This is a genomic window from Methanosarcina spelaei, assembly GCF_002287235.1.
In the GTDB taxonomy this organism is placed as follows: Archaea; Halobacteriota; Methanosarcinia; order Methanosarcinales; family Methanosarcinaceae; genus Methanosarcina; species Methanosarcina spelaei.
This window is the reverse complement of sequence record NZ_LMVP01000505.1, coordinates 1-213: the sequence shown is the minus strand read 5'-3', so window position 1 is coordinate 213 and position 213 is coordinate 1. Positions and strand designations below refer to the sequence as shown.

The window sequence follows — 213 nt, the reverse complement described above, 5'->3', positions numbered from 1 at the left end:
TCGTGTCTCTATGGATCAGAACACGTCCTTCAGCTACGGTATTCTTATCCGATGGATCCGTAAGGTTTACGACCAATGACGCCTGGTACCATATGCGTACTTTAAGAACTCTGCTTGAAAACTACCCCCACAGGATATTCTTCGACCCAATGACCAATTATCCTAATGGGAGTTACATACATTTCGGCCCATTGTTCGATCAAATGATGGCTA

1 protein-coding gene is annotated in these 213 nt (G+C 44.1%); it reads left to right on the top strand.

Annotated features, from left to right (window positions below):
• A partial coding sequence (locus ASJ81_RS23400) for an STT3 domain-containing protein (RefSeq protein ID WP_141241791.1) occupies positions 1-213 on the top strand: 213 nt, incomplete at both ends.